The sequence below is a fragment of the Sporanaerobium hydrogeniformans genome (assembly GCF_002735925.1).
GTDB lineage: Bacteria > Bacillota > Clostridia > Lachnospirales > Cellulosilyticaceae > Sporanaerobium > Sporanaerobium hydrogeniformans.
The window spans coordinates 111,860-135,778 of the sequence record NZ_PEDL01000006.1; the positions used below are offsets into that span (position 1 = coordinate 111,860).

General features: G+C 36.0%; 22 protein-coding genes and 1 other annotated feature. Of the genes, 6 read left to right on the plus strand and 16 right to left on the minus strand.

Annotation, left to right across the window (positions count from 1 at the left end):
• Window positions 1-22: 22 nt before the first annotated feature.
• Window positions 23-1,363, minus strand: a complete 1,341-nt coding sequence (locus CS063_RS08060; RefSeq protein WP_099449185.1) for an ABC transporter substrate-binding protein — start codon at window positions 1,361-1,363, stop codon at window positions 23-25.
• A 332-nt stretch (window positions 1,364-1,695) separates the two neighbouring features.
• Here CS063_RS08060 and CS063_RS08065 point away from each other — a divergent pair, with 332 nt between their 5' ends.
• Window positions 1,696-2,661: a pectinesterase family protein gene (locus CS063_RS08065; RefSeq protein WP_099449186.1), complete on the plus strand. Its 966-nt coding sequence runs from the start codon at window positions 1,696-1,698 to the stop codon at window positions 2,659-2,661.
• Between the two features lie 126 nt (window positions 2,662-2,787).
• Here CS063_RS08065 and CS063_RS08070 read toward each other — a convergent pair whose 3' ends face one another.
• The 6 genes from CS063_RS08070 to kduI all read right to left on the minus strand — a co-directional run bounded on the left by CS063_RS08070 (window position 2,788) and on the right by kduI (window position 9,725).
• Window positions 2,788-4,206 (minus strand): glycoside hydrolase family 28 protein, encoded by a 1,419-nt coding sequence (locus CS063_RS08070; RefSeq protein ID WP_308415460.1) that lies wholly within the window; start codon window positions 4,204-4,206, stop codon window positions 2,788-2,790.
• Window positions 4,207-4,356: 150 nt separating this feature from the next.
• Window positions 4,357-5,250 (minus strand): carbohydrate ABC transporter permease, encoded by an 894-nt coding sequence (locus tag CS063_RS08075; protein WP_099449188.1) that lies wholly within the window; start codon window positions 5,248-5,250, stop codon window positions 4,357-4,359.
• Window positions 5,250-6,155, minus strand: a complete 906-nt coding sequence (locus CS063_RS08080) for a carbohydrate ABC transporter permease (RefSeq protein ID WP_099449189.1) — start codon at window positions 6,153-6,155, stop codon at window positions 5,250-5,252. The genes CS063_RS08075 and CS063_RS08080 overlap by 1 nt, the downstream gene beginning before the upstream one ends.
• Window positions 6,156-6,213: 58 nt before the next feature.
• Window positions 6,214-7,578 carry an ABC transporter substrate-binding protein gene (locus tag CS063_RS08085; RefSeq protein WP_099449190.1) on the minus strand — a complete coding sequence of 455 codons (1,365 nt, stop codon included), beginning with the start codon at window positions 7,576-7,578 and terminating at the stop codon, window positions 6,214-6,216.
• A 361-nt stretch (window positions 7,579-7,939) separates the two neighbouring features.
• A complete protein-coding gene (locus CS063_RS08090; RefSeq protein ID WP_099449191.1) occupies window positions 7,940-8,758 on the minus strand; it encodes a sugar phosphate isomerase/epimerase family protein in 819 nt (272 codons plus the stop codon).
• Window positions 8,759-8,894: 136 nt separating this feature from the next.
• Complete coding sequence (gene kduI, locus CS063_RS08095; protein WP_099449192.1) at window positions 8,895-9,725, minus strand: 5-dehydro-4-deoxy-D-glucuronate isomerase; 831 nt, start codon at window positions 9,723-9,725, stop codon at window positions 8,895-8,897.
• Between the two features lie 335 nt (window positions 9,726-10,060).
• On the opposite strand from kduI, the gene CS063_RS08100 reads away from it, so the two are divergent.
• Together CS063_RS08100 and uxaC are read left to right on the plus strand one after the other, a co-directional pair.
• Window positions 10,061-11,041 carry a LacI family DNA-binding transcriptional regulator gene (locus CS063_RS08100; RefSeq protein ID WP_308415465.1) on the plus strand — a complete coding sequence of 327 codons (981 nt, stop codon included), beginning with the start codon at window positions 10,061-10,063 and terminating at the stop codon, window positions 11,039-11,041.
• Between the two features lie 25 nt (window positions 11,042-11,066).
• Window positions 11,067-12,473 (plus strand): glucuronate isomerase, encoded by a 1,407-nt coding sequence (gene uxaC / locus CS063_RS08105; protein ID WP_099449194.1) that lies wholly within the window; start codon window positions 11,067-11,069, stop codon window positions 12,471-12,473.
• Between the two features lie 50 nt (window positions 12,474-12,523).
• Here the strand turns inward: uxaC and CS063_RS08110 are convergent, their stop codons facing one another.
• From CS063_RS08110 to deoC, 5 genes are all read right to left on the minus strand, one after another.
• Complete coding sequence (locus CS063_RS08110) at window positions 12,524-12,946, minus strand: C-GCAxxG-C-C family protein (RefSeq protein WP_099449195.1); 423 nt, start codon at window positions 12,944-12,946, stop codon at window positions 12,524-12,526.
• Window positions 12,947-13,142: 196 nt separating this feature from the next.
• Entirely contained in the window at window positions 13,143-14,936 is a 1,794-nt protein-coding gene (gene aspS / locus CS063_RS08115; protein ID WP_099449196.1) for an aspartate--tRNA ligase, read from the minus strand.
• A gap of 37 nt (window positions 14,937-14,973) precedes the next feature.
• Window positions 14,974-16,251: a histidine--tRNA ligase gene (gene hisS, locus CS063_RS08120; protein ID WP_099449197.1), complete on the minus strand. Its 1,278-nt coding sequence runs from the start codon at window positions 16,249-16,251 to the stop codon at window positions 14,974-14,976.
• Window positions 16,252-16,311: 60 nt separating this feature from the next.
• Window positions 16,312-16,521, minus strand: a binding site (T-box leader).
• A 30-nt stretch (window positions 16,522-16,551) separates the two neighbouring features.
• Entirely contained in the window at window positions 16,552-17,472 is a 921-nt protein-coding gene (locus tag CS063_RS08125) for a chemotaxis protein CheV (protein WP_099449198.1), read from the minus strand.
• Window positions 17,473-17,659: 187 nt separating this feature from the next.
• Window positions 17,660-18,340, minus strand: coding sequence for a deoxyribose-phosphate aldolase (deoC, locus tag CS063_RS08130; RefSeq protein ID WP_099449199.1), 681 nt, complete (start codon window positions 18,338-18,340; stop codon window positions 17,660-17,662).
• Between the two features lie 298 nt (window positions 18,341-18,638).
• Between deoC and CS063_RS17625 the strand changes: the two genes are divergently transcribed.
• The 3 genes from CS063_RS17625 to CS063_RS08140 all read left to right on the plus strand — a co-directional run bounded on the left by CS063_RS17625 (window position 18,639) and on the right by CS063_RS08140 (window position 20,600).
• Window positions 18,639-18,800, plus strand: a complete 162-nt coding sequence (locus tag CS063_RS17625; RefSeq protein WP_180270732.1) for a hypothetical protein — start codon at window positions 18,639-18,641, stop codon at window positions 18,798-18,800.
• Between the two features lie 26 nt (window positions 18,801-18,826).
• Window positions 18,827-19,255: a hypothetical protein gene (locus CS063_RS08135; protein WP_099449200.1), complete on the plus strand. Its 429-nt coding sequence runs from the start codon at window positions 18,827-18,829 to the stop codon at window positions 19,253-19,255.
• A gap of 154 nt (window positions 19,256-19,409) precedes the next feature.
• Window positions 19,410-20,600, plus strand: a complete 1,191-nt coding sequence (locus CS063_RS08140) for a cation diffusion facilitator family transporter (protein WP_099449201.1) — start codon at window positions 19,410-19,412, stop codon at window positions 20,598-20,600.
• 15 nt (window positions 20,601-20,615) lie between these two features.
• Here CS063_RS08140 and CS063_RS08145 read toward each other — a convergent pair whose 3' ends face one another.
• The 4 genes from CS063_RS08145 to feoB all read right to left on the minus strand — a co-directional run bounded on the left by CS063_RS08145 (window position 20,616) and on the right by feoB (window position 23,882).
• Window positions 20,616-20,900 carry a DUF2325 domain-containing protein gene (locus CS063_RS08145; protein ID WP_099449202.1) on the minus strand — a complete coding sequence of 95 codons (285 nt, stop codon included), beginning with the start codon at window positions 20,898-20,900 and terminating at the stop codon, window positions 20,616-20,618.
• 171 nt (window positions 20,901-21,071) lie between these two features.
• Window positions 21,072-21,500, minus strand: a complete 429-nt coding sequence (locus CS063_RS08150) for a transcriptional repressor (protein ID WP_308415461.1) — start codon at window positions 21,498-21,500, stop codon at window positions 21,072-21,074.
• Window positions 21,490-21,633, minus strand: a complete 144-nt coding sequence (locus CS063_RS08155; protein WP_099449204.1) for a FeoB-associated Cys-rich membrane protein — start codon at window positions 21,631-21,633, stop codon at window positions 21,490-21,492. The genes CS063_RS08150 and CS063_RS08155 overlap by 11 nt, the downstream gene beginning before the upstream one ends.
• Before the next feature lie 71 nt (window positions 21,634-21,704).
• Entirely contained in the window at window positions 21,705-23,882 is a 2,178-nt protein-coding gene (feoB, locus tag CS063_RS08160) for a ferrous iron transport protein B (protein WP_099449231.1), read from the minus strand.
• Between the last annotated feature and the right edge of the window lie 37 nt (window positions 23,883-23,919).

Here is a 23,919-nt window from a genome sequence, read left to right on the forward strand (position 1 = left end):
TAGCCCCATAAATAGCAAGTTATTATTTTGTAAGTGATGCTAATTGTTTCGTTAAATCTGCATGCATTTGAGCTGCAATTTCATCAGTTGTTCCTAAATTATAAGAAACTTGTTCAATAGCTGCTGCATATATTTCTTTCATTTTTGCATTTTCCATGAATGGACTGATAAGAGTTGGGTTACTGCTTTCAATTTGTTTTGTTCCTTCAAAAGCAATACCATCTAATTGACCAGCTGCTTGAAGGGCTTCTTTAGCTGCCTTACTTGATGGAATACCTCTAGAGGTTCCTAAAATAACTGCTGCTTCTGGATCATTTAATAAGAATTCTAAAAGCATTGCTGCTTCTTTTGGATGCTTTGTATCTTTATTGATTGCAAACATAAGTGAAGGCTTCATAAACCAGCCTGTCATTTTTGCATCTGCAAGCATAGGTAGCTCACCAAGTACAAGTTCTTGACCTTTTTCTTTTAAAACGGCTTCATATTTACCAATTGAACTACTCCATTCCAGTACACCTGCTACTTTACCATCAATCCAGCTTGGTGTTTGATAAAGAGCTGTGTTTCCTGCTTCATTAGCTCTTGCCTCAACGCTTCTTACAACTCCCTTGTTTTCTAATTCCTTATAGAAGTCTAAACCTTCTTTGATGTCTTCAACGGTAAAGCCAAGTGTTCCATCCTCATTAATGAAATTTCTTCCTGTTTTTTGTTGCATATAAACAGTTGCTAAATACCAAGTTGTAAATCCACTTCCATTGTCAAGGTCAAATGGATAGTAACCTTCTTCTGAGAATTTCTCAGCTGAAGCTAATAAATCCTCCCAAGTTTTTGGTATTTCTGCACCGAACTTATCAAAGGTTGTTTTATTATAATAAGCACTTCTTCCTGTTGTAGATACTGGGATAGCATTTAAAATCCCTTCTCTTCTACCAAAAGCAAGCTCTGTATCTCCGTAGTTTTCAAGTGAAAGTGTATCCGATAAAGATTCAAGGTCATAGAAACCTTTACCATCCTTTGATAAGCGACTTAACCAGTCATAGTTAATTTGAATGACATCTGTTGCTGTACCACCCGCCATTTGTGTGTTAATTTTTTCGGCGTGACCATCCCAGCCACCATACTCTGACTTTACAGTAATGTTAGGATGTAGCTCTTCGAACTTTTTAATAGCTTCTAAAGTAGCTGTGTGACGGTCATCTCCGCCCCACCAAGAAATTCTAAGCTCTACCTTATCACCAGTAGAACTTCCTTCAGTTGTTCCTTCTACTGGTTTTTGTGTTGTAGCATCATTTTTGCCTCCACACCCTACCATAGAAGTTGCTAATAGACATGTTGCAAGTGACATTGCTAATGCTTTTTTCATGATATATCCTCCTAGATATGTAAAATAATTGTATTACTGTTTTTAGCACTTTTACACTTAGCCTTACTTTTTAGTTAAAACTTATACAATACATTTTTTAGCAAAAAAGTAAATTTTTAAGTGATTTAAGTTGTTCACTATAGATAATATCTAATTTTCATATGAATTACCATACTAATATTTGCTATCTTTACCTATATTTCTACATATTTTGTTATAATCTCATCAAACTAGGCTGTTAAATTTGCTAATTCTAGTGTTTTAGCGCTATAATCTTTATATAGAACTCTCTAAAAAACTACATGAATTTTGAAACGATTGGAGGTAAAACAATGATTGTTGCCCAAGATGGTTCTGGTGATTTTCTTTCACTTCAAGCCGCTCTCAATAGCCTTTCTAAAGAAAATACCACACCTATTCATATTTTTATTAGGCCAGGCATTTACAAAGAAAAAATACATATTGAAATTCCTTTTTTAACACTGATAGGTGAAAATCCTGAAACCACTATCCTTACTTATGACGATTATGCCTTAAAGACCTTTCCCAACGGAACAACATATGGGACCTTTAACTCCTACAGCTTTTTCGTAGGAACTCATGACTTTACTGCTTACAATCTCACTATTCAAAACACAGCAGGCCCTGGCAAAAAAGTAGGACAAGCTCTAGCTGTTTATGCTGATGGAGACCGTATTCATTTTAAAAATTGCAGGCTCCTTGCCAATCAGGATACACTTTTTTTAGGTCCTTTGCCTCCCGCCCCTATTGAAGCAGGTTCCTTTAGAGGTCCTCGTGAACAGGCTCCTCGCATAAATGGAAGACATTATTATGAAAGCTGCTTTATCCGAGGAGATATCGACTTTATTTTTGGATCAGCTACAGCCTTCTTTAAGGATTGTGAAATTTTTTCCAACAATCTTCATCAAGAAATTAACGGTTACATTACAGCTGCTTCTACTCCTGAAGCACAAAAGTACGGTTTTATTTTTGAAACTTGCAACCTTACAAGTAACTGTCCTAAAGCATCCGTTTACCTCGGTAGACCTTGGCGTCATTATGCAAAAACAGTTTTTATTGACTGTCAAATGGGAGACCATATTATAAAAGAGGGCTGGCACGATTGGGATAAGACAGATAGTCACAGCACTACTTTCTTTGGTGAAATAGGTACACGTACTTCAGCTCCTATTCAGCGTGTAAGTTGGTCTCACTCTTTGTGCGCATCTGATAAGTCTTCCTTTTCTCGTGAAGCTGTTCTTAAAGGGACAGATAACTGGCAGCCTTGGCTAACTTAGTCTAAAAACAAAGGTACCTTCCCAACATTTTAAATGTTAGAAAGGTACCTTTGCTTTTAGAAACTTTACCTATTCCATTATTGCAACTCATAGCAATCCCTTGTTTTAAATTATCTTTTTGTTTTTTTACTTATAATTATATGTCTCTACTTCTTCCACTAGAAAAGGATTTCCTAGCTGCTTAGCTACGCTTACCTGCTCAAGTGAAAGCTTTATAATGTTTCTAAATACAAACCCTGTCCTAGCTATTTTTTCTTGAAAGCTCAGCATTTCAGGATAATCTGGCACTGCATCCTCTTTAAATGTAACAGATATGTTTTTAAAGGTGAGAGATTGAATCTTTTCTTCTGGTAAGCCATAGATGAATCCTGCACAAACTTGCACATTGATACACTCAATATTTTCAAAGGAAAGCTTTCCTATAACAGGTGTACGCTCATCTCTAGGTAATTTCTCTTTACTCCAAACATATTCTGTCTTACCATCTGAATCACAAAAATAAAAAGCATTGATGGTAAAGGGTGTTAGTACACCATCCATCTTTATATTCTTAACAACTATATCATCAATAATAGCTGTACTCCCTCTTCCTCGTCTCGTTTTTATTCGAATACCCCTATCTGTATTTTTAAATAGACAGCGTTCTACCTTTACTTGCTTCACTCCTCCTGACATTTCACTACCTATAACTACGGCTCCATGTCCAAACTCCATAAAGCAATTACGAATAGTAATTTTTTTACTAGCTAATCTTCTTTCAGGGGGTAAGGTATATTTACCTGATTTTATAGCTACACAATCATCACCCAGGGAAAATCTTACACCAACTATTTCAATATCTGAGCTTGATTCTGGATTAATTCCATCTGTATTAGGTGAATCCTTAGGGTTTATAAGAGAAAGATTAATGAACTGCATATCTTTACATCTTATAGGATGTATCGTCCAAGAAGGCGAATTCTGAATGGTTATGCCCTCAATCGTTACTGCTGTGCAATCTACCAAGTAAATGGTTCGTGGTCGCCATGCCCCCCTTTTGACCTTAGCATCTACCCACCAATCACTATTTTGTGCATTCCCATCTATTATACCTTTCCCAATAATTTTTACGTCCTGTATACAAATACCTGTAACCAAGCTTGCATAACAAGCAACAGGTTCTCCCTCCCAAAAACCAAGATAGTAATCCTCTTTTTCTTTCTCAACGACGCCTGGTAAAATACTATAGGCTTCCCTTCTTGTATCTCCTAGTAAAATTGCTCCTTCCTCTAACTCAAGGGTTATATGACTTTTAAGGAAAATAGGTGTGCTTTTATAAACACCAGGAGGTAGTACGATCCGTGCACCTAATGGTGCTGCAGCAATAGCTGCTTGTATTGCTTGTGTATCTAAATGTTCTCCATCACCTATTGCTCCAAAATCACGCACATTAAGCACTGCTGTTTCATAAGTTGTTTCAATCTGTTGTACCCATTCCTTATGTTCTGTTTCAGACGTAAGTCGAATGGTATACAGCGTATGGGGCCTAAGGCCACTTATTGTCACTATATTTTTATCTACTTTTTTGATAAAGTGTTCGTTGACATAAAGTAAATAAGCTGGCTCCGCAAAATAGCAGGCTTTATTTTGTAATTCAAGTGTAATAGTGGTGGAGGTTTTATGAATGACTTGACAATTTAAAATTGCAATCTCCTCCTAACCTTTGATACCACTCGTTGATATCCCTTCTATAAAATATTTTTGTGCTGAGAAGAATACCACGATAGATGGTAATAGCCCAACTAAAGACATAGCTATAATTTTATTCCAGTCAAATGCTCCACCTGTAGCATCCATAGACATTTTAAGTGCAATGGTTAATGGATACTTTTCTACGGATGAAATAAAGATTAATGGTCCCATAAAGTCATTCATTGTCCACATAAATGTAAAAAGTGCACATGAAATAATGGCTGGCTTTAATACAGGCATTAAAATAAAAATAAGTGTTTGTAAAGAATTACAACCATCAATCTTAGCAGACTCATCTAAATCTTTAGGAATTCCTCTAAAAAACTGAATAAGCATAAATACAAAAAAGACGTCTACTCCAAATAAAGAAGGGAGCACCAGTGGTGCATACGTATCCAGCATGCCAAAGGTTTTCCACATCATATAGCTTGGAATTCTAAGAATAATATTAGGTAATAGTAGGGTACCGATTAAGATTGAAAACCAAAACTTCTTGCCTGGGAAGTCAAAACGTGCAAATCCATAAGCAGTAATGGTTACCGAAATAACTACAAAAACAACCTTAGGTACTACAATTTTAAATGTATTCATAAAATAGTGCCCCATCGTATACTCTGTACCTGTTTTCCAGCCCTGTACGTAAGGTGCAAAATCAAATTCCTTTGGCATAAACCAAATCGATGAGAAAATATCAGCATTACTTTTAAAAGATGCTCCCACTAACCAAATAATAGGATAAAGCATAATAATGGCAACAAAAATGAGTATGCCATAAAGCAGCATTAACTTGGTTGTCTTTTTCATTTGCCTTTTACGTTGTCTTTCATATTCTGCTTGCTCTAAAGTAGTGTGTGACATTATTCCTCACCTCCATTATCATTATAGAATACCCAGTACTTAGAACTTTTGAAGGTAATAGCTGTAAAAATCATAATAATCACAAAAAGCACCCATGACATGGCACTTGCATAACCCATCTCGTAAAATTTAAAAGTATTGTCATAAATAAGCATAGGAAGTAAATAAGTTCCTTTCATAGGTCCACCATTTGTTACGAGATAAGGTGCATTAAACTCTTGGAATGCATGGATTAGCTGCATAACAAAGTTAAAGAAAAAGACGGGGGTAATCATTGGCATAGTAATTGTGCAGAAGTTAAGAAACTTATTAGAACCATCTACCTCTGCTGCTTCATAGAGCTCTGCCGGTACTTCCTTAAGAGCTGCTAAGAATATAACCATAGTTGACCCAAACTCCCATACACGTAGTAAAACAATAGTAAACATAGCAGGTGTAGCTTGCCCAAACCAACTGATAGGTGCAATATTTATAACCTTTAATACCTGATTGACAAGACCATCTGTGGAAAATATGAACTTCCATAAAATCGCAATAGCCACATTGGAACCTAAAATAGAAGGAATATAATAGGCTGTTCGAAAGAAGTTAATTCCCTTTAAATTCATATTTAATATAAAGGCAACAAATAATGAAAAGGCTAATTTGAGAGGAACCTCAAAAATAACATATTGAGCTGTAACTGTTAAAGCCTTTATAAACTCTTTATCTTTAAATAATTCCTTAAAATTCTGAAGTCCCACCCAAGTAGGTGCACTCATTAAGTCATATTCTGTAAAACTTAAGAAAAATGAAGCAAGTATAGGATAAAGTGTAAACACTAAAAATCCAAATATCCATGGTGCCACATAAACTAATCCAATATAGCGATCCTTTGCAAATGAAGCTTTGGCTGTGGTTTTCATTCGGTCTCCTTTCTTTTTATTAAAGGGGCAGGTGAACCTGCCCCTTTAATAAACTCTGTTATTTTGTTAAGTTTGCTAATTCAGCAGTCATTTTATCATACATTTCTTGAGCAATTTCAGCTGTTGTACCTTGACCATAAGAAGTTTTTTGAGTTGCTTCAATGTAAATTTCTTTCATTTTAGCATTTTCCATATAAGGACTTACAAGAGCTGGTTTACACTCTGCAATTTGTTTGAAACCATCATAAGCAATACCTTCAAGCTTACCTGCATCCGCTAAAGCTTTAGCTGCAGCTTTACTTGATGGAATACCACGAGATGTACCAAGAATACTAGCTGCTTCTGGATCATTTAATAAGAAATCTAATAATTTAGCTGTTTGCTCTGGGTATTTAGTATCTTTATTAATAGCAAATAATAAAGAAGGTTTTTGATACCAACCTGTTGATTTAGCATCTGAAAGCATTGGAAGATCGCCTAATACAAGCTCTTGTCCTTTTTCCTTTAATACTGCTTCAAATTTACCAATTGAACTACTCCATTCCAGTACACCTGCTACTTTACCATCAATCCAGCTTGGTGTTTGGTAAAGAGGTGTTGTACCTGCCTCATTTGTTCTTGTTTCAAGGTTTCGGATTACTTTAGCTTCTTCTAAAGATTTATAAAAATCCAATCCTAACTGAATATCTTCTACACCAAAACCGAGTGTTCCATCTTCATTGATGAAGTTTTTACCTGTTTTTTGTTGAACATAAACAGTTGCTAAGTACCAAGCTGTAAATCCACTACCATCATCAAGGTCAAATGGATATAAACCTTTAGCTGCAAATTTTTCACCTGCTGCAATAAATTCTTCCCATGTTTTTGGAAGAGCCACACCCACTTGGTCAAATACAGTTTTATTATAGTACAGGCTTCTACCTGTTGTAGATACAGGAATAGCATTTAGAATACCATTACTTCTACCAAAAGCTAAATCACTTTCTGTATAATTATCAAGTGCAAGCACATCTTTTAAAGACTCAAGGTCATAAAAACCTTTACCATCCTTTGACAAACGACTAATCCAGTCATAGTTAACCTGAATAAGGTCTGCACAGGTACCACCTGCTAATTGAGTCGTAATTTTTTCTGCATGGCCATCCCAACCACCATACTCTGCTTTAACAGTTATATTTGGATTAAGTTCTTCAAATTTCTTAATAGCATCTAATGTAGCTGTATGCCTGTCATCGCCTCCCCACCAAGAAATACGAATTTCAACTTTTTCTTCTGCTTTAGGCTCTTCTTTTTTAACTTCTTCTTTTTTAGTTTCTGGTGCTGATGAGGCAGCTGGTGTTTCTTCTTTCTTTGTTCCCCCACAACCTACCATAGAGGTTGCTAATAGACATGTTGCAAGTGACATTGCCAACGCTTTTTTCATAGTAATATCCTCCCAAATTTTTAAATTATTGTTTTAAAACTTAACTCTAAAACTCTTCTTACTCTCTCTTGAAAGTAGTTAAAAGTATTTTGTAGTTAAATATTATATAATTTCAGAATAAAATACCATACCAAAATTTGTTCATCTTTGTAGTTCTTTACATATATTGCACTAATCTAATTATTTTTATATCTATATTCAACAATTTAAACTTTAACATTTTCCTTATTTTATGCAAATAACACATAAATTTAACATATCTTGTTTTAATATTTTATTTTATACAAATATTGTTTTAATTTTATATTTAAAGAGCTCTAAAAATAAGTCCTTTTTATACTTATTTTTAGAGCTCTTTAAATTATTTATTGATGAGTTGTAAAATAAAACTTTTATCTAGGTGTGCTTCTTCAGGTTTGATTTCCTCTCTTAATAGAGCAATGTCTGGTTTATTGATCTTAAGCCATGCCATAATCTTCTCATAGTTTACTACTCCCTCTGCAAGAGGTGGCACTTCTAATTGTCCGTTTGCATTTAAACGGATACTTTTGATATGCATGGCACAAATTTTGTCACCAAAGCATTTAAAGCATCTTTCCCAAAGAGTATCTTGCTTTTCTATATTTTCTACCGTTAAGAGATTAACAGGGTCAAAAATAATTTTTAGTCTTTTTGAAGGAATTTCTTCAAGTAAACGCTGTGTTAACTCCGGTGTATTTAAAGTATGATAAGCTACAGGTTCAATTCCTATATCCACACCTAACGATTCAGCCTTTGTAACCATTTGTTTAACAGAATCCACTAAAAGATTAAAAGCGACCTCTCTCTCTTCTTCTGTACCATTGAAGTGAGTCGTTTCTGTTCCTATACAGCCTGCTTTTAATGGTTTTACCATTTCTAGTGCTCTTAGAAATTTTTCAACCTCCTCTGCACGAGCTTTATCATCTATTAGCGCTGGATTAATGTAGCATCCTAATACAGCAACCTCTAGTTGTGCTTTTTCACAGGCTTTGTGAATCTCCAAAACCTGTTCATCACTCACCTCTAAATAACTGGTGATTCCTTGAATAGCTTTAGGGAGTGCCAATTGTATAGCCTTAAAACCATCTTTGCTAATACGACTTGTTAATTCTTCTACTGTAAGCTTTCCATAATCATGCGCTCTTAATCCAATTTTCATCTATTCCACTTCCTTTACTACTTTTTCCTCTTTATTCTTATACACTATTTTTCTACCATAAAATTTTCCTTAATCAGTTAAGGAGATAGCCACTTCATAAGCATAGCCATCTCCTTAAAAGACATTGTTATTTTTATTATCTTAAATCAGTTGTTGCGATATGATCCATATCATCAAAAGTTTGATTTTCACCAACCATTCCCCAGATAAAAGTATAGTTTTTACTTCCTACACCACTATGAATAGACCAACTTGGAGAAATGACTGCCTCTTCATTTCGCATAACGATATGTCTTGTCTCTTGTGGTTGCCCCATCATATGGAAAACCACATCCTCCTGTGACATATCAAAGTATAAATATACTTCCATCCTTCTTTCATGGGTATGTGAAGGCATTGTATTCCATAAGCTACCACTTTCAAGAGCTGTAAGTCCCATTACTAATTGACAGCTCTGACAAACTGCTGGATGTACATATTGGTAGATAGTTCTTACGTTAGCATTTTCTGGTGAACCAAGATGTCTTGGATTCGCATCCTTTTGTGTAATCTTGTGAAGTGGATAAACATGATGAGCCGGTGCACTATTGATGTAGAATTTAGCTGGCACAGCTGGATCAATACTTTCAAAAATAACTTCTTTCGTTTCTTTTCCAATGTAAAGTCCATCTCTTGCATCCATCTCTACTTTTTGACCATCTACAGTGATAATCCCTTTACCACCGATATTGATAACACCCATTTCTCTTCTTTCTAAGAAGTAATCACTTCCTAATTCTTTGCTTCCTGCAATAGCAAGAGCTCCTTGTGTAGGTACTGCTGCACCTACAATAATACGATCCACATGGCTATAGAGCATTTTGATTTCCCCTGGTACAAACAAATCCTGAATAAGGAAATTTTCTCTTAATTCCTCTGTTGTCATTTTTTTAGCTTCATTAGGTCCTATACTGTATCTTACTTCCATTTTCAACTTCCTTTCTTTGAGACAATAAATATTTATGCTTACATTATAAGGTATTTCACTCTTAATTACATGACGTATCTTGTCTTGTTTATGTCTATTTTGCTTCTATCTATCCCTTTTCTTACCTAGAAGCACTTTCTTTATCTCTTTTTTCTTTGTAGATTATAAATTGAATTTTTGAAAGCTCTTACATTTTCTTTTTATTTTATATCTATGATTTATTAGTTATTTCTTTTAAACAATAAGCTTACATTGACTTTTATTTGGTATAAATTTATAATAGAAAATGAAAGCGCTTACAACTAAGGAGGTGCGTTATTCTGACTATTTATGACATCGCCAAGCAAGCAGGTGTTTCCATTGCAACTGTTTCTAGAGTGCTTAATGGTAGTTCCAATGTCAGTGCCAAAACCAAAGAAAAGGTTCTGGCTATCATGAAACGTGAAGACTATACACCTAATATCTTTGCTAGAGGCTTAGGACTTAACTCCATTAAAATGATTGGACTTTTGTGTACGGATGTATCTGATATTTTCTATGCTAAAGCTGTATCTGTTATAGAAAATGCCCTAAAACCCCTTGGCTTTAATTCTATGCTTTGCTGTACAGGCAATAATTTAGAAGACAAGAAAAAGTACATGGATTTATTACTTGCCAATCGTGTAGATGCCCTGATCCTCATTGGTTCTACTTTTAAAGAGAAGACAGACAACTCACATATTGCTAAGGTAGCTGCTCAAATTCCTACTGTTGTGATTAATGCTCTTATTGATTTGCCTACTACGTATTGTGTGGTTTGTGATCAGTTTCAAGCAATGTATGATAATGTTCACATATTACATAAGCATGGTCATGACCGCATTCTCTATCTTTACGATGTAGATACTTACAGCAGTAATCAAAAATTAGAAGGCTATAAAGCTGCTCACCATGACTTAGGTCTACCTCTTCACACTGAGCTTATTCTTAAGGTAAATCATAATAAAAAAGATATCTTGGACACTCTTGATTCTCTTTTTAAAAAAGGAATTACTTTTTCAGCTGTTTTAGCAACAGATGACTATATGGCAATCTGTAGTATGCATAGTCTCATTGCTAGAGGCTATTCTATTCCTAAAGATATACCTGTTATTGGTTTTAATAATTCCATGCTCTGTGAATGTAGTATACCAACGTTAACAAGTGTAGATAATATGGTAGAATCACTTTGTATCACTGCGGTGAATTTATTAACAGATATCTTCCAAGGCAAAAATGTAACGCACAAAATAACGCTTTCTGCTCAATTAATCGAAAGAGATTCTTTTCAATCTTAACCAATATTCTAAGGAGGCTTTATCAATGAAAAATTTTATGGATCAAGATTTTTTATTAAGTAATGACACAGCAAAAACTTTATATCATGATTACGCAAGTAAAATGCCAATCATCGATTACCACTGCCACATCAATCCAAAAGAAATCGCTGAGAACAAAGAATTCAAAAACATTACAGAAGTATGGCTTGGTGGGGATCATTACAAATGGCGCGCAATGCGCTCGAATGCAACAGATGAAAAGTTCGTAACAGGTGATGCGACAGACAGAGAAAAGTTCCAAAAATGGGCTGAGACACTTACAAAAGCTATTGGTAACCCTCTTTTTCACTGGACTCATCTAGAACTTCAAAAATATTTTGACTATCATGGTGTTTTAAATGGTGATACAGCTGAAGAAGTTTGGAATCTTTGTAATGAAAAATTAACTTCTGGCTCTATGCATGTAAGAGACATCATCGAAGCTTCTAACGTCAAATTAATCTGCACAACAGATGATCCTATTGATTCACTTGAATACCATCTTGCGATTAAAAATGATCCAACTTGTAAAGTAAAAGTACTTCCAGCTTGGAGACCCGATAAAGCAGTTAACATTGATAAAGGTGGCTTTGTAGACTATATTGCAGCTCTTAGCAAAGCAAGCAGCCTCCCTATTAGCAATCTAAAAGAACTTTTTGCAGCTATCGACAATCGTTTAGACTTCTTCCATGAAATGGGATGTAAAGCAGCTGACCACGGTCTTGACTATGTTCCATACAACTCAGCTACTTTAGAAGAAGTAGAGGCCATCTTCCAAAAAGCATTAAAGGGTGATGAAGTTTCTTTCGATGAGGCAGAAAAATACAAAACAGCCCTCCTACTTTTCTGTGGTGAAGGCTACGCAAAACGTGGTTGGGTAATGCAACTCCACTATGGTGCAATCCGTAATAACAATGGCGCTATGTTCGAAAAATTAGGCCCAGATACAGGCTTTGATAGTATCAACACAAGAAGCTGTGCAGAAGGTACTGCTGCATTCCTTAATGCTCTTGAAAGCAAAGGTCAATTACCAAAAACTATCATTTATTCATTAAATCCTAATGATAACGCAGCCATTGGTACCATCTTAGGTTGTTTCCAAGGTACAGAAGCTACTGGTAAACTTCAACAAGGTTCTGCTTGGTGGTTCAATGATACTAAACAAGGTATGATTGACCAAATGGTAAGCCTTGCTAATCTTTCTCTTCTTGGCAACTTTGTAGGTATGCTTACAGATTCAAGAAGCTTCTTATCTTATACACGTCATGACTACTTCAGACGTATCCTTTGTAACTTAATTGGTACATGGGTAGAAAATGGGGAATATCCAAATGACATCCCAACACTTGGTCAAATGGTTCAAGATATTTCTTATAACAACACTGTAAACTATTTTGGCTTTACTGTATAAGCTTCTTTTAGAAAAAGGCTGTATCGCTCTCTATGCTATCCAGCCTTTTTCTATTTAGTCTCTTTATTTTCTTCTTTAAGAATAGCTTCTAAAATAAGGCAAGCATTCTTTACATAGTCTGCACACATGTCATAATGGCTGCCTGATTTACCTTCCAATAACTCCTTACAAACAGTAGTACCATATACTTTTTTAAAGCGTTCAGAAAACTCTTTCACTAAACGAAAAGTCGTAAGTCTTGCCTCGCTGTCTTCTGCTCTTGTCCTTCCATGAATAAGACTAATCACCATGTAAGCTCCTGTTACAACTCCACATTCACCCTGCATGCCACCCATACCACCACCAAAAGCTTGTGACACCTTGAGTGCTGTTTCATAATCCATCCCTAAATCTTTTGCATAGGTTGCAAAAACCGCTTGTGAACATGAAAACCCATCCTCAAAACATTTTAATGCTTGTTCTACTTTACTCATCCTTTTTCTCCTTTTACCTATTTTAAAGCTGTTTCTTACAAGTATACATTATTATTATAAATTTTTGAACACTATTTATCTAGTCAATAGATAGGATCATTAGTCTGCCTGAAATACTTATATGTCCTATAAAAATAAAGGCGTTAGATACCTTATGAAAAATCCTTTAAGGTTCTAACGCCTTTTGCTCTATTTTTTATGCTTCATCATTTGTTTCCTTAATGATTAGCTCTAGCTCTTCTAATTGTTTTGCATCTACAGCGCCTGGTGCCTCAGTCATAAGACAGCTTGCATCCTTTACTTTAGGGAAGGCAATAACATCTCTAATGCTATCTGCTTTACACATCAGCATAATCATACGATCAAGACCAAAAGCTAAACCGCCATGTGGTGGTACACCGTATTTAAAGGCATTGAGTAAGAACCCAAAACGCTCTTCTGCTTCTTCATTGGTAAAACCAAGAAGGTTAAACATACGCTTTTGTACATCCCTTTGATAAATACGGATACTTCCGCCGCCTAACTCACACCCATTTAAAGCAAGGTCATAAGCTTTTGCTCTTACTGCTCCTGGGTTCGTTTCCATCAGCTCTAAGTCTTCATTCATTGGCATAGTGAAGGGGTGGTGCATGGCTACATAACGTCCTGCTTCTTCATCATACTCGAGAAGTGGGAACTCTGTAATCCATACAAAACGGAATTCATCTTGATTAATAAGCTCAAGCTTTCTAGCTACTTCAAGTCTTAGTGCGCCAAGTGCTCCGAATACAACGGATGGTTTATCAGCTACAACTAAGATAAGGTCATCTTTATCTGCCCCCATTTTTTCTTTGATAGCCCCTAGTGTTTCCTCAGATAAAAATTTTGCAAATGAAGATTTTTCTTCGCCATCGGTTTTGATTTGATGCCAAGCTACACCTTTTGCCCCAAAGTCTTGCCCATATTTTACTAAGGCATCAATCTGTTTACGACCTAAGTCACCCATACCTTTTGCATTAATAGCTCTTACTGTTCCGCCGTTGGCAATGACATTTTCAAATACTGCAAAGCCGCAGCCTTTTACGATTTCAGTAAGATCTTTTAGCTCTACCCCAAAACGGAGGTCTGGTTTATCTGACCCAAAACGGTCCATTGCTTCTTTATAAGTCATCCTTTGGATAGGAAGGGCTACCTCTACATCTAATGCGTCTTTAAATACACGTTGAATGAGTCTTTCGTTAATACACATCACATCTTCTGGCTCTACAAAAGAAAGCTCCATATCGATTTGTGTAAACTCTGGCTGACGGTCTGCACGAAGATCTTCGTCACGGAAGCATTTTGCAATTTGGAAATAACGGTCATAACCTGCTACCATTAACAATTGCTTAAAAAGCTGTGGTGATTGTGGAAGGGCATAGAAATGACCTGGATGAACACGAGAAGGTACTAAATAGTCACGTGCACCTTCTGGCGTAGATTTCTGCATAATAGGTGTTTCAATTTCTAAGAAACCTTCCTCTTCAAGGAAACGTCTTACACTTTGTGCAACCTTGCTACGAAGGATGAGATTATTTTGCATATCGGGTCTACGTAGATCAAGATAACGGTATTTCAAACGAAGTTCTTCCTTGGTATCACTCTTTTCTACGATTTCAAAAGGTGTCGTTTCCGCCTCTGAAAGGATACGCAGTTCCTTTACATCGATTTCAATATCACCTGTTTGCATCGTTTTATTGGCATCTGCCCCGCGCGATAAGACAATCCCTCTTGCAGCAACCACATATTCGCTTCTTAACTTTTTAGCTTTTTCAAAAACTTCTTCATCGGTGTGTTCACCAAAAGAAAGTTGTAGAAGACCTGAACGGTCACGAAGTAATATAAATAAGAGTTGACCTTTATCTCTTCTTCTTTGTACCCAACCTGTTACAACCACTTCTTCACCTACATTAGCGGCAGAAAGCTCTGTACAGTAATGGGTTCTTTTTAAACCTTGCATTGACTCTGACATGTTGATTCCCTCCATTTTGTCTTTACTTATTCTTCATTTATTCTACCGGGCTCAGCTGAGTAAGATTGCTTACTACTTCTACAAATTGACTCATTGGAATAGTGACAATCTCACCTGTTTCCATATTTTTAAGCCCTAGCTCTTTGTTTTCTAGTTCACTCTCACCAATAACTGCTGAGTAACGTGCTGCAATTTTATTGGCATATTTCATCTGTGCTTTAATACTTCTTTGAAGATGATCACTCTCTGCACTAACACCTACCTGACGAAGCTGATTAACAAGCTTGAAAGCTTCTAACATGGCTTCATCTCCGCGATAACCAATAAAGATGTCACGTGTAGCCTCACTAATAGCTTCTTTATTCTCAGAGTCACGTACCATAATCAGCCTTTCCATACCTGCGCCAAAGCCAACAGCGGGTACCGATTTACCCCCTATTTCTTCCACTAGCTTGTCGTAACGTCCACCCCCACACACAGTACCTTGAGCACCTATGTCATTGGAAATAAACTCAAATACCGTTTTTGTGTAATAATCCAGTCCTCTTACAATGCCTGAGTCAATGATAAAAGGAATATCCATAGCTGTTAATAGTTTTTGAAGTTCTTCAAAGTGTGCTCTGCATCCTTCCCCTAAAGCACTTAAGGTGGTAGGTGCATCTTGAAGATGCTCTTGACATGCAGGATTTTTACAATCTAACACACGAAGGGGATTTTTATCCATGCGCTCCTTACAAAGTTCACATAAATGCTCTTCTTTTGTGTGTAAAAAGGCTTTTAACTTTTCATTATATGCCTTACGACATTCCGGCCCACCTAAAGAGTTAATGTGTAGTTCTACCTTTTTAATCCCTAAACGCTTAAGAAGTGTATGTCCAATAGAGATGATTTCTGCATCTGCTGTAGGAGAGTCTGTCCCAAACATTTCTACGCCAAATTGGTGGAACTGTCTTTGACGTCCTGCCTGAGGTCTCTCATAGCGGAAGGTAGGGGAAATATAGTAAAGCTTAGTAGGCTGCGTATCTGCATACATGCTGTGTTCTAGAAAGGCCCTTACTACTGCTGCCGTACTTTCTGGTTTAAGAGTAATACGGTTCTCTCCTTTATCTACAAATGAATACATTTCCTTGTTAACGATATCTGTTGTTTCTCCTACACCTCTTGCAAAAAGATCTGTAAACTCAAACATAGGGGTACGGATTTGATTAAATCCAAAATCTTCACAAAGCCTTCTAATGATAGCCTCTGCATCCAACCATTTTCTCATTTCGTCGCCAAATATATCTTTGGTTCCTTTTAATGCACGAATTTCCATAACGTCTCCTTTCATTCTTTAACCTAGCTTGCACCAAATAAAAAACGCCCCTGACATAATGTCAGGGACGATAAAACCGTGTTGCCACCCTGTTTCAAAAGCAATTTAATTGCCTTTGCACTCCTTGAGCCGATAACGTGGCTTAAGCGTTGCTTCCTACTCTTAAGTTCAAAAGCTCTCTCCGAGATGTCTTCTAATCTTGTATGGGCTCTCAGCTAGTCCCCACTCTCTGTTGGTTAAGATTATACTTCTTCTCTTCATTGATTTATCATATTTCACTAAACTTTATTTTATCAAAGTTTAAGCATTAGTCAAGCCCTTATAAAAGAGTAGTTTATCCAAGGCACTTACTAGCTCATTAACTTGTGGTTTACTAATTTGTTTATCTGCTCCTACTTTCTCACCTTTATGGTGTAAATCATCCGTAATAAGAGAAGAGAAGATAACAACTGGTAAAGTTCTAAGAACATCATCTTCTTTGATTTGACGCGTTACAGTATGACCATCTAAAATAGGCATTTCAATATCCGTAATCAGCAAATCTACTCCCTGCCTAAAACTCTCACCATATTCTTCTTTTATTTTAAAAATTGCCTCTAATACTTCTTTCCCATTATTAAAAGTCTTAACCTGTGTGTAACCTGCAGCTGAAAGAACCTCCCTTAAAAGTTCACCAATAGTACGAGAATCTTCTGCTATGTAGATTTTTTTGTTGCCTCTTTCTTCACGCATTTCCATTTTATCTTTTATCTTGACATATACATTTTCTGATGCTGAAATGTCAGCTACTATTTTTTCAAAATCAAGCATAAGTAGGATACCTGTCTCTGTTAAGATATTACCTACTGCTAAAGAAGATTTGAGTAACGAATCAGGTTCTGTAATATCTGACCATTTAATACGACGGATACCAATGATATTATCTACCGCAAACATGACTTGCTGTTTATTAAATTCACATACAAGTGCCATCTTACGTTGGGTTATATCTGTTGCTTTTTTATCCAAGACATAGCTTAAATCCACAACGGTCATTACCTGATCCCTTACATTTGTAATACCTAACACACTTTTATTGGTAGAAGTTGTACTTCTTATTCCTACTAGATTAATAATTTCTTTTGTTTTAAGGACATTTATACAGTATTTATTACCATTAACTTCAAATACGATAATCTCTAACTCACCATTACCTACATCTAATAAAATTGAGCTTGCCATATTATCACTCCCTTTATTATCCACTTAGTTGATATGCTCTTTGACTTTTCGAACTATTAAAAAACTATTGTTAACTCATTTTACTTCATTTATTACAAGAATTCAACTCTCTCGTCCAACAATTCATAATAAAAACCATCTTAAAGTCTTTTATCCTTAAGATGGTTTTTATAACTCTAAAAGCTAATTAATAAGCCCCACTATCTCCTAATTTTTCACCTTGTATAATGGCAATACTTTTGCTCGTTCCAAGTCGTGTAGCACCAGCTTCTATCAATAATTTGGCATCCTCACTACTTCCAATGCCTCCAGCTGCTTTTATTTCTATGCGATTGCCTACTATCTTTTTCATAAGCTGAATATTTTCAAGTGTTGCGCCAGCTGTTCCGAAACCAGTGGAAGTTTTTACAAAGTCTGCACCTGCTTGCACTACGATTTCTGTCACTTCCTCAATTTCCTCCGGTGTTAAATAACAGGTTTCAATAATGACCTTAACAAGCGCTTTAGGGTCTACTGATTTCGTTGCTCTTACCACTTCTTCTATGTCAAATTTAACGTAATCGTACTTTTTATCTTTTAAGGCACCTATGTTAATCACCATATCCACATCTGTTGCCCCATTTAAAACAGCTTCTTTTGCCTCAAAAGCTTTAGCAGCAGGTGTTTCATTTCCTAATGGAAAACCTACAACTGTAGTAATCCCCACATCGGTTCCTGATAAAAGATGTGCTGACATAGCTACATAACAAGTAGGAACACATACTGTTTTGAAGTTATGTGTGATAGCTTCTTCACAAAGCTGCTTAATATCTGCTTCAGTTGCCGTTGCTTTTAAACAAGTATGATCGATCATTTGTGCGATATTCATGAGGTTAATCCTTCTTTCTTCACTATTTATTTATGTTTTATTTTAGCATATTTTCTTATTTAAATACAGTATTAACCACGTCTTTTCCTATTATTCTTATCTATCTGTTTTGCTTTGAACACTTACCATTTCCCTATTTCCCATTTCTTTCCTTCCCTTTTGTTTAAAAGAGGCTCCCCATCAACCTCATAAACCTATTCCATGGACGACTTTATTTTTTTGTTCGTATATTTTGCATATAATAAGGTGCTTATCCATATATATGTAATAGGACATCTTATTAAAAAGGAGGGTAAATATGTCTAGTCCTAAATTTATGGTGTTTAAACTAAAAGATCTTCGCATTCCTTTCATCATCTTCTTAGTTGCAATTGCACTTCTAATCTTCTTCCTTGTAAGAAATAAGGGTGCTGCGCAAACCTTTGCTCCATCTGATACGTATCAAGATGCCGGTACATAGCAGGCATTCAGTTATCTGATGCTGAGATGGATTTAGTTGTAGAAATCAAGGATAATGCTATTACTTCTGTTGCTTTAGAAGGTTTAGATGATAAAACATCTCTACTTTATACAGACTTAGTAAAAAGCATTGACGAGGTAAACGCTTTTGTAACAGCGACTCAATCTTTAGAATTTCCAGCTAATGCTCAGGTATCTCCTGCAACCAACATGCTTATGGATGCTGTTAAAGTTGCACTTGCAGATGATAAGAACACCCAGATTACCTCTACCTATGAAAGCTTAACACTGCCTAACACTGAAACATCTCTTAATGTTCCTATGGATACCTTAAATCCTAACGCCAACAAACAAGATGCTAATTCAGTCGATGCACCTGCTGAACTACAAGGTGAGCAAGCGGCAGATACAAATGCACATACATCTATTATGGAAGAACAAGTAATCGAACAGTAATCCAAAGGATCTGCTACATAAACAGCCTATGCTATAGTTTTTATAGCTAGGCTGTTTAGAGGGTAGGTCTTCTTTTTTTGAATGAACTCTTTTATAATGATGTATGCTATACTAATATGTATCTATTACTATCTTTACTAAGAGGAGTGGCACTATGTTAACAAATTGGGTTTTGAAAAAAACTTTAAAAGGTGAAGTAGATTATAAGGCACCTGAGGTGAGAAATAAGGTAGGTTATTTATCTGGCCTAGTAGGCATTTTTATTAACGTATTTCTTTTTATCTTAAAATTTATCATTGGTCTCATTTGTTCCTCTGTGGCTATACTTGCTGATGCTTTTAACAACTTATCGGATGCAGCCTCTTCCATCATCACGATTATTGGCTTCAAACTATCCAGCAAACCTGCTGATAAAGAACATCCTTATGGTCATGGACGTATTGAGTATATTTCTGCTCTTGTGATCGTGTCCTTAGTTCTTGTAGTAGGTTTTCAGTTTATTAAAACTTCTATAAGTCGCATTATCAGTCCAGCGCCTGTTACTTTTGCTTGGCTTCCCTTTGTCCTTCTCCTGCTGTCCATTTTCTTTAAATGGTGGCTAAGCCATTTTAATAGGGTGCTAGGAAATAAAATTAATTCCCAGTCTTTAAAGGCAACAGCTACAGATGCCATGGGCGACGTCTTTACCACCTCCGTTGTGGTCATTTCTTTTTTGGCTTCTCGCTTTACACGTTTCCCTATTGACGGCTATGTAGGGACTTTTGTAGCCTTAGCCATTTTATATGCTGGTTTTAATCTTATTAAAGAAACCCTTAATCCTCTTATTGGTGAAGCCCCTGACGAGGAACTTGTTCATGCTTTAACAGAAGGTGTATTAGCCTATGACCACATAACGGGTGTTCATGACCTTATTGTTCATAATTATGGTCCTGGGCGTATTATGGCTTCTCTTCATGCAGAGATTCCTGCTGACATCCCTCTTATGACTATTCACGATATCATTGATACTGCTGAACGTGAGTTAAGTGAAAAATTACGTCTTCACTTAGTTATCCATATGGACCCTATTTGTGTTACCTCTGAAGAAGTTGCTAAAGTGCGCAGTGAAGTAGATAAAATCATTAGGTATAATCCTCTCATTCAGTCTATGCATGATTTTCGTTTTGTGGGAGAGGGCGAAAAGAAAAATTTGCTTTTTGATATTGTGGTAGATGCCTATCATCTTGATAAAGTGCTTTCTGCTCATGACTTAAAACAAAGCATCATTGATGCTATTCAGGAAGAACATCCAGACTATAATTGTATCATTACAATTGATAAGTGTTACTTGCATGAACCTAAATAAAAGTCCTACCATTAATTAGTAGGACTTCTTTTTTGATAAAATTTCTGTTAAGGCACTTCCACTACTTGTGTGGGAACGTACTATTTCTGCTTGACTTTTTTCTGCTTCTGCTACTGCATAACGTACCATTTTATGTGAGACCGTATTCGTAAATAAGATAATTAAATCAGGACTTCCGATTTGTTCTCTTAACTTAGTCGTCATCTGAGTAAATACTTTTGCTTTACACTTATGAGCTTTGCATATCTTTTTATATTCACAAACCATACGGTCATGGCCTCCAATAATAACAACACTCATATTTTTTCCTCCTATACTGCAAATTGTTTATTCCATTTAAATTTATGTCTTCTATCATTTACTTTTCTCCAAGGTTAGTTTTAACTAACCCATAGCTATACTCTCTCTTCTCTTATATCTATTAAGAACCTTACGTGTACTTAGCTTCTTATCTTTACTAGTCTTTCTGATTCAACTACTTTTACTCTCAATCCTTTTAATGGGCTGTGTAATAGGATAACCCCACACCTTTAATCCTGCCTTTATGATTTCTTTCCATTTAGCTTCTGATAAATAATAGACCGTATCATCTTCTAAAATAATGTGATAAGCATCTTCTGGTCTTTCTTGCCCCACTTCACTCATTTTATACATGTTCTTTCTGTCAATCGCTTCAATCTCCTCAAGCATATTAACTAGGCGGTAAACTGTGGCAATCCCTATTTGCTCGTCTATACAACTTGCTTTATAGTAAATATCCTTACAAGATACACATTCATTTTTCAAAATAATATCAATAAGTAGTTGGCGTTGTTTAGTAAGTCTAAATCCTTTATCCCGTAACTTTTCATAAATAAATCCTTTTCGCCAATTAAGCTCCTCTTGCTTTTTATTTAACATGACAATGTCCACTACAGTTCTTACAGGCATCTCCACACTGAATGGATTTCCCTTGTTTCTTATCCTTTATAAGACTCTTTATAATACTTCCTACAAGTATCAGTAAAATACTACCAACAATAAAAGTACCCATATACTTCCTCCTTCTTCTTATCAGAGAGAGGACGACTAAAGGTCGCCCTACACTAATAATGACATCCTACTTTATTTAAGTTCCATCGTCTTTTTACGTTCTAAGTAACTACCTTCTTTATAAGGCTTTACTAAAAGATAGATAAATAAAAATGTAATAAGTAACGCAGCAAGGGTTCCTATTGTGAAGGTGCCTTGTGTCAATAACATACCCCATTGGTAAACACATAATGATACAAGGTAAGCAAAGACTGTTTGATAACCAATCGCAAACCAAAACCATTTTGTATTGTTCATTTCTCTTTTAATAGCTCCTATGGCTGCAAAGCAAGGTGCACATAATAAATTGAAAACTAAGAAAGAATACCCTGCTAAACCTGACATACTACTTGCAAGTGTGCCCCATATTTCTGACCCATCCTCTGCCACCTCTGCAAAACCATATAAGATCCCAAAGGTTCCTACTACATTTTCTTTCGCTACAAGACCTGTAATCGCCGCTACTGCTGACTGCCAATCCCCCCAACCAAGAGGAATGAAAAGCCAACTGATGCTACTACCTAATAAAGCTAAAACACTGTTTCCAAGCTCCATATCTTCTAACATTCTGAACTGTCCATCTACAAAGCCAAAATAGCTCATAAACCAAATCACTATACTCGAAACTAAAATAATCGTCCCTGCTTTTTTAATAAAAGACCAACCACGTTCCCACATACTACGAAGTAAATTTTCTACTGTAGGCATATGATAGGAAGGTAACTCCATAACAAAAGGTGCTGGATCACCTGCAAACATTTGAGTCTTTTTGAGGATGATACCTGAACAAATGATAGCCATAATACCTACAAAATAAGCACTTGGTGCAACCCACCATGCACCATCAAATAAAGCGCCTGCAATGAGTGCAATGATAGGTAATTTAGCACCACAAGGCACAAAAGTTGTTGTCATAATGGTCATCTTTCTATCACGGTCACTTTCTATAGTCCTAGATGCCATAATTCCTGGTACCCCACAACCACTACCAATAAGCATAGGAATAAAGGATTTACCAGAAAGACCAAACTTACGGAAGAGTCGATCCATAATAAAAGCGACACGTGCCATATAACCACAAGCTTCTAAAAAAGCAAGGAATAAGAAAAGAATAAGCATTTGAGGTACAAATCCAAGCACTGCTCCTACTCCTCCAACAATTCCATCTAGTATTAAGCCTTGTAGCCAAGCTGCACATCCTATAGCACTTAGGCCTGCTTCTACTAACACTGGAATGCCTGGTACTGTTAGGCCAAACAAACTCCATCCTTCTCCAAATACACCCTCATTTGCCCAATCAGTTGCCCAAGTCCCAACGGTTGTAACCGATACATAATAAACAAGGAACATAATGAGGGCAAAGATAGGCAGCGCCAGATAGCGATTAGTAAGGACCTTATCTAGCTTATCAGAAACTGTTAATTTCCCCTGTCCTTTCTTTTTATAACAACTACCAATGATTGAAGAAATATAGCTATAGCGCTCATTGGTAATAATACTTTCTGTATCATCCTCCATATCTTCTTCTAATTTTTTAATCTCCTCAGATAGATCCGGTACTTTTTTCATCTGAGCTGCAATCTTTTCATCTCTTTCTAATAACTTAATAGCAAAAAAACGACGTTCTTTTAAAGGAATTTCTCCTTCTATTTTCTTCTCAATAGCTTTTAAAACATTTTCTACTCTTAAGTCAAACTCATGTTTAAAGCTTCCTATTTTTTTACTTTTTGCAAGTCCTACAGCCTTTTCAGCTACTTCCTTAATTCCTAATCCCTTAAGTGCAGAAATACCAATTACTTCACATCCTAGCTTTTGACTAAGTTGCTTGATATGTAGCTCATCCCCTGTTTTCTCTAATACGTCTAACATATTAACAGCCATAATAACGGGTATACCTAATTCCATAAGCTGAGTAGATAAATAAAGGTTTCTTTCAATATTGGTTCCATCTACAATATTTAAAATAGCATCCGGCTTTTCTTCTAGTAAATAATTTCTAGCCACTACCTCTTCAAGTGTATAAGGAGATAAAGAATAAATACCTGGAAGGTCTACAATGGTTACATCTTTATGCCCCTTTAATTTACCTTCTTTTTTTTCTACCGTTACCCCTGGCCAGTTCCCTACAAACTGATTCGAACCTGTTAAGGCATTAAATAACGTAGTCTTTCCACAATTTGGATTACCTGCTAATGCAATTTTTATTGACATAGCTCTTGCTCCCTTCATTTTTACCTTCTATTATTTA

What these genes read in the sequence shown, in the direction of transcription:
- hisS (WP_099449197.1), bottom strand. Translation starts at nt 16,251, where the DNA reads ATGGAAATTCGTGCATTAAAAGGAACCAAAGATATATTTGGCGACGAA.
- CS063_RS08065 (WP_099449186.1), top strand. Translation starts at nt 1,696, where the DNA reads ATGATTGTTGCCCAAGATGGTTCTGGTGATTTTCTTTCACTTCAAGCC.
- CS063_RS08085 (WP_099449190.1), bottom strand. Translation starts at nt 7,578, where the DNA reads ATGAAAAAAGCGTTGGCAATGTCACTTGCAACATGTCTATTAGCAACC.
- CS063_RS08155 (WP_099449204.1), bottom strand. Translation starts at nt 21,633, where the DNA reads ATGGGTACTTTTATTGTTGGTAGTATTTTACTGATACTTGTAGGAAGT.
- CS063_RS08080 (WP_099449189.1), bottom strand. Translation starts at nt 6,155, where the DNA reads ATGAAAACCACAGCCAAAGCTTCATTTGCAAAGGATCGCTATATTGGA.
- CS063_RS08140 (WP_099449201.1), top strand. Translation starts at nt 19,410, where the DNA reads ATGTTAACAAATTGGGTTTTGAAAAAAACTTTAAAAGGTGAAGTAGAT.
- feoB (WP_099449231.1), bottom strand. Translation starts at nt 23,882, where the DNA reads ATGTCAATAAAAATTGCATTAGCAGGTAATCCAAATTGTGGAAAGACT.
- CS063_RS08060 (WP_099449185.1), bottom strand. Translation starts at nt 1,363, where the DNA reads ATGAAAAAAGCATTAGCAATGTCACTTGCAACATGTCTATTAGCAACT.
- aspS (WP_099449196.1), bottom strand. Translation starts at nt 14,936, where the DNA reads ATGTCAGAGTCAATGCAAGGTTTAAAAAGAACCCATTACTGTACAGAG.
- CS063_RS08075 (WP_099449188.1), bottom strand. Translation starts at nt 5,250, where the DNA reads ATGTCACACACTACTTTAGAGCAAGCAGAATATGAAAGACAACGTAAA.
- deoC (WP_099449199.1), bottom strand. Translation starts at nt 18,340, where the DNA reads ATGAATATCGCACAAATGATCGATCATACTTGTTTAAAAGCAACGGCA.
- CS063_RS08145 (WP_099449202.1), bottom strand. Translation starts at nt 20,900, where the DNA reads ATGAGTGTTGTTATTATTGGAGGCCATGACCGTATGGTTTGTGAATAT.
- CS063_RS08150 (WP_308415461.1), bottom strand. Translation starts at nt 21,500, where the DNA reads ATGTTAAATAAAAAGCAAGAGGAGCTTAATTGGCGAAAAGGATTTATT.
- CS063_RS08090 (WP_099449191.1), bottom strand. Translation starts at nt 8,758, where the DNA reads ATGAAAATTGGATTAAGAGCGCATGATTATGGAAAGCTTACAGTAGAA.
- CS063_RS08135 (WP_099449200.1), top strand. Translation starts at nt 18,827, where the DNA reads ATGGATTTAGTTGTAGAAATCAAGGATAATGCTATTACTTCTGTTGCT.
- CS063_RS08110 (WP_099449195.1), bottom strand. Translation starts at nt 12,946, where the DNA reads ATGAGTAAAGTAGAACAAGCATTAAAATGTTTTGAGGATGGGTTTTCA.
- kduI (WP_099449192.1), bottom strand. Translation starts at nt 9,725, where the DNA reads ATGGAAGTAAGATACAGTATAGGACCTAATGAAGCTAAAAAAATGACA.
- uxaC (WP_099449194.1), top strand. Translation starts at nt 11,067, where the DNA reads ATGAAAAATTTTATGGATCAAGATTTTTTATTAAGTAATGACACAGCA.
- CS063_RS08125 (WP_099449198.1), bottom strand. Translation starts at nt 17,472, where the DNA reads ATGGCAAGCTCAATTTTATTAGATGTAGGTAATGGTGAGTTAGAGATT.
- CS063_RS17625 (WP_180270732.1), top strand. Translation starts at nt 18,639, where the DNA reads ATGTCTAGTCCTAAATTTATGGTGTTTAAACTAAAAGATCTTCGCATT.